The 3,539-nt window shown below is 74.7% G+C and carries 3 protein-coding genes; all 3 read right to left on the bottom strand.

The genetic code is table 11. The annotated features are described in order from the left end of the window. Positions 1 to 112: 112 nt before the first annotated feature. The gene (locus tag CCN29_RS34090) at positions 113 to 1,216 is read right to left on the bottom strand and encodes an adenylate/guanylate cyclase domain-containing protein (protein ID WP_006132165.1); all 1,104 of its coding nucleotides are present in this window, start codon (positions 1,214 to 1,216) and stop codon (positions 113 to 115) included. Positions 1,217 to 1,536: 320 nt separating this feature from the next. Continuing rightward, positions 1,537 to 2,952: an NAD(P)/FAD-dependent oxidoreductase gene (locus tag CCN29_RS34085; protein ID WP_086686328.1), complete on the bottom strand. Its 1,416-nt coding sequence runs from the start codon at positions 2,950 to 2,952 to the stop codon at positions 1,537 to 1,539. A gap of 207 nt (positions 2,953 to 3,159) precedes the next feature. Next, on the bottom strand, positions 3,160 to 3,539 hold a 380-nt coding region (locus CCN29_RS34080; RefSeq protein ID WP_143661471.1), incomplete at its 5' end, for a DUF1731 domain-containing protein.

Here is a 3,539-nt window from a genome sequence, read left to right as displayed (position 1 = left end):
ACCCGCACCACCCGCACCACCGGCCGACGAGAACGAAAACGACGACCGGGACCGGGGCCTCTGCCTCCCCTTGCTCAACATCTGCCTGGGCGGCTGAAAGCAACGGCGTTGGTCAGTCGGAGGCCGGCGCGGGTGTCCGCCGATTGAGCAGCCAGGGCTCGACGACGCCGAGGCCACGGACGGGCCGCTGCCACATCGGCTGGAGCGCGAACCGGTACGAGGGCGGCTCCTCGCCCTCCTTCTCCGCGGCGGCGGCCGCCTCGGCAGCGGCGGCCTCACTGGCCGGCGCGTCACCGGTGCGGATCAGCTCCTGGGCGAAGTCGGCGTCGACGAGCACGGCGTCGCGGGGAGCGATGGAGGTCAGCCGGGAGGCCAGATTGACGGTGGTGCCGAAGACATCGCCCATCCGGGTGGTGACGGTGCCGAAGGCCATGCCGACGCGCAGTTCCGGCATGGTCTCGTCGTTCGCCATGGTCTCTATCAACCGCAGGGCGATCTCGGCAGCCGTCCCGGCGTCGTCGGCGGCGTACAGCACCTCGTCACCGAGGGTCTTGATGAGCCGCCCGCCGCGCGCGGCGACCAGGTCGGCGGCGGTGGTCTCGAAGGCCTCGACCAGCTCGCCGAGCTCCTCCTCCTCCATCCGCCGGGTCAGACGGGTGAAGCCCACGAGGTCGGCGAAGGCGACGGCGAGCCGCCGGTCCACCATCTCCTCGTCGTCGGCCTCCTGCACCACGCGCCCGGCCGAGGCGGCGAGCTGCCGCCGCCACACGTAGACGAGGAACTCCTCCAGCTCGGGCAGGAGCAGCTCGACGATCGGATACGTGACCTCGGTACGGGTCATGCCGGGCTCGGGCGGCTCCGTGAGCCCTTCCAGGAACGAGTCGATCTGCCACTCGGCCAGCCGCGCGGTGGTCTGACCGGTGGACCGGGCGACCTGCACGGCCATGGCCTCGCTCAGCAGGCCGGCCTCCACCAGACCCGCGAGGCGGCGCAGGGCGAGGACGTCCGCCTCCGTCAGGGCCTTCGCCTGCCCTACGTCGGCGAAGCCCATGGCACGCCAGAAGCGGGTGGCGAGCTCCATCGTGACGCCTGCGCTGCGGGCCGCCTGGAACGGCGTGTAGCGGCGCTCGGCGCCCAGGATGAGCTGCTCGAGGCGCAGAGCAAGCGGATCCTCGCCGTCGCCCTGCGCGTCCGCACCCGAGTCGTCGACGCTCACGCGTTGCTGCCCTTTCCGATCTGTCACGGCCATGTCTCGACCGGGCTCAACTCTACGGCAGGTGTGCGGTAGCTCACTCCGTCAGGTTGGGCCGTGAGGGAGGTGCGAGGGCGCGTGCCCTCACTTGCGCGCCGGGGGCACGGCGCCGGCGCCCTTTTCAACCTCCGGTTGCCCGGACGGGGCGGGGTGTTGCACACCCCGAGGGCGTGTAGGCGCAGCGGGAGGTACCCCCCATCGCCCCAGCGGCACGAATGCCCGCAGGCGGCGCCGGGTTGGAAGGCACCCGCCGAGGGGGTGTTCACGCTCGGCGGGTGCCGGTACTAGGCCGCTCGGGCTGTCGGGAGTGGGTCGGCCGTGTGCATCGGGCGGTTGAGGCCCAGGTCGGTCAGGAGGGCCGTGGCCACGCGGTCGGCGGAGCGGAGGGCGCCCTGCACCGCGCCGCCGTCGCGGTGGTCGCCGCAGACGTACAGGCCGGCCAGCAGTCGTACCGGACGGTGCAGGTCGTGCGGCGGGCGCATCACGGGGGCCGCGTCGGCGGTGTGCCGTACCGCCAGCGTCTCCCAGCGCGCCGTCGGCACCCCGTACAGCCGCGCCAGATGGGCCCGTACCGCCGTGTCGGTGTCCGCCGTGGCCGGGCCGAGGACCGTGGAGGTCACCAGGGTGCGGCCGGCCGGGGCGCGGGACGGGTCGACCGCGCTGACGACCGCCGTGTGCGCCACGGGCCCGCCCCGGTCCGCGTCCAGCAGCAGCGAGGCGTCCGTGCCCGGCGGCTCGTCGGTGGTGTGGTGCACCACCGTCACCGGGTGGAAGTCCGGCACCCGCAGCCCCGGCAGCAGCTCCGCCGCGTCCCGCGCGCCCGTCGCGACCAGCACGGCCGCGCACCGGAGCTCCCCGTGCTCCGCGGTGGTCACCGAGGTCGTCGACACCGAGGTGACCCGCACCCCCGTGTGCACCGTGCCCGGCGGCAGCGACCGCGCCAGCGACTGGGGCAGCGCCTCCGCCCCGCCCTCCGGCAGGCACAGCCGCCCGCGCGCGAAGTCGCGCAGCGCGAGGTCCGCCGTCCTGCTGGACGTGACGAGCTCCGGGTCGCACAACAGGGCGGCGAGCAGCGGGCGCAGGAAGCCGTCGACGGTGCGCGCGGGCAGTCCCCGGCCGTGCAGCGCCTCGGCAGCGGTCGTCTCGGGGCGGGCCAGCAGCCGCTCCGTCGACGTGCCCGCCAGCCGGTTCAGCGCGGCGCCGAGCCGCGCCTGGTCCAGCGCCGTGCCCAGCGGGGCGCCGCCCCGGTTGCGGGGCACGGACACCTGCCGTCCGGGGACCGCGACCGGCCTGCGCGGCCCCGGCCGGGGGGCGCTCGCCAGGGCGCGCACCGCGTGAAGTGCGCCCCTCGCGCCCATCGCGCTCCGTGCGCCACGTGCGCGCCGGCTGCCCGGCTGCACGCCCGCGCGGTGGTGCCGCCCGTCGCTGTGCAGCAGGACACCGGGCGCGAAGGGCCGCAGCACCAACTCCTCGAGACCCGGGGTGACATGCAGTTCGGCGTACGCCGTGGACAGCAGCCGGCCGACTCTGTCGAGGCGGAAGCCGTCGACCTTCTCGGTCGCCATGCGGCCCCCCACCTCGTGGGCGGCCTCCAGGACGACGGTGGAGACTCCTGCGCTGGTCAGCCGACGTGCCGCGGAGAGACCGGCCACCCCGGCTCCCACGACGACGACGTCCGCCTGGTACGTGGGCTTGAGCACGTCCCCTCCTCGAGGTTGCGCGGGCGCTGGAGACGTCATGCCCTCAACAGGCCCCAGGGATACCCGAGTTCGGCTCGAGGTTAGGTCCGTACCCGGGCCCCGGGTCAGGCGCGCACGCACAGTGCACGGGCGCACGACGGTCGCATACGCCCCCCGGACGGGCACGGTCCGGTCGCAGAGGGATCAGGAGAGGTCGCCCGCCTCACCTCACAGCGCCGCCCTGATCGCCCCCTCGATCCGCGGGAACGCGAAGCGGAACCCCGACTCCAGCAGCCGCGTGGGACGCACCCGCGCGCTGCCCAGCACGTCCCCCGCCATCTCGCCGAGCACCGCCCGCAGCACCGGCGCCGGCACCGCGAACACGGCGGGCCGGCGCAGCACGTGCGCCATCGCCGCGGTGATCTCACGATTCGTCAGCGGCTCGGGCGCCGTCAGGTTGAACGGCCCCGACAGCCCCTCGGTGTCCAGGAGATGCCGCAGCGCCGCCACCTCGTCGTGCAGCGCGATGTACGACCAGTACTGGCGCCCGTCCCCGAGCCGCCCGCCCAGACCGGCCCGGAACAGCGGGAACAGCCGCCCCCACGCCC

Origin of the sequence: Streptomyces pseudogriseolus (genome assembly GCA_002154585.1) — a bacterium.
GTDB lineage: Bacteria > Actinomycetota > Actinomycetes > Streptomycetales > Streptomycetaceae > Streptomyces > Streptomyces pseudogriseolus.
This window is presented reverse-complemented; position numbering and strand designations above follow the sequence as displayed.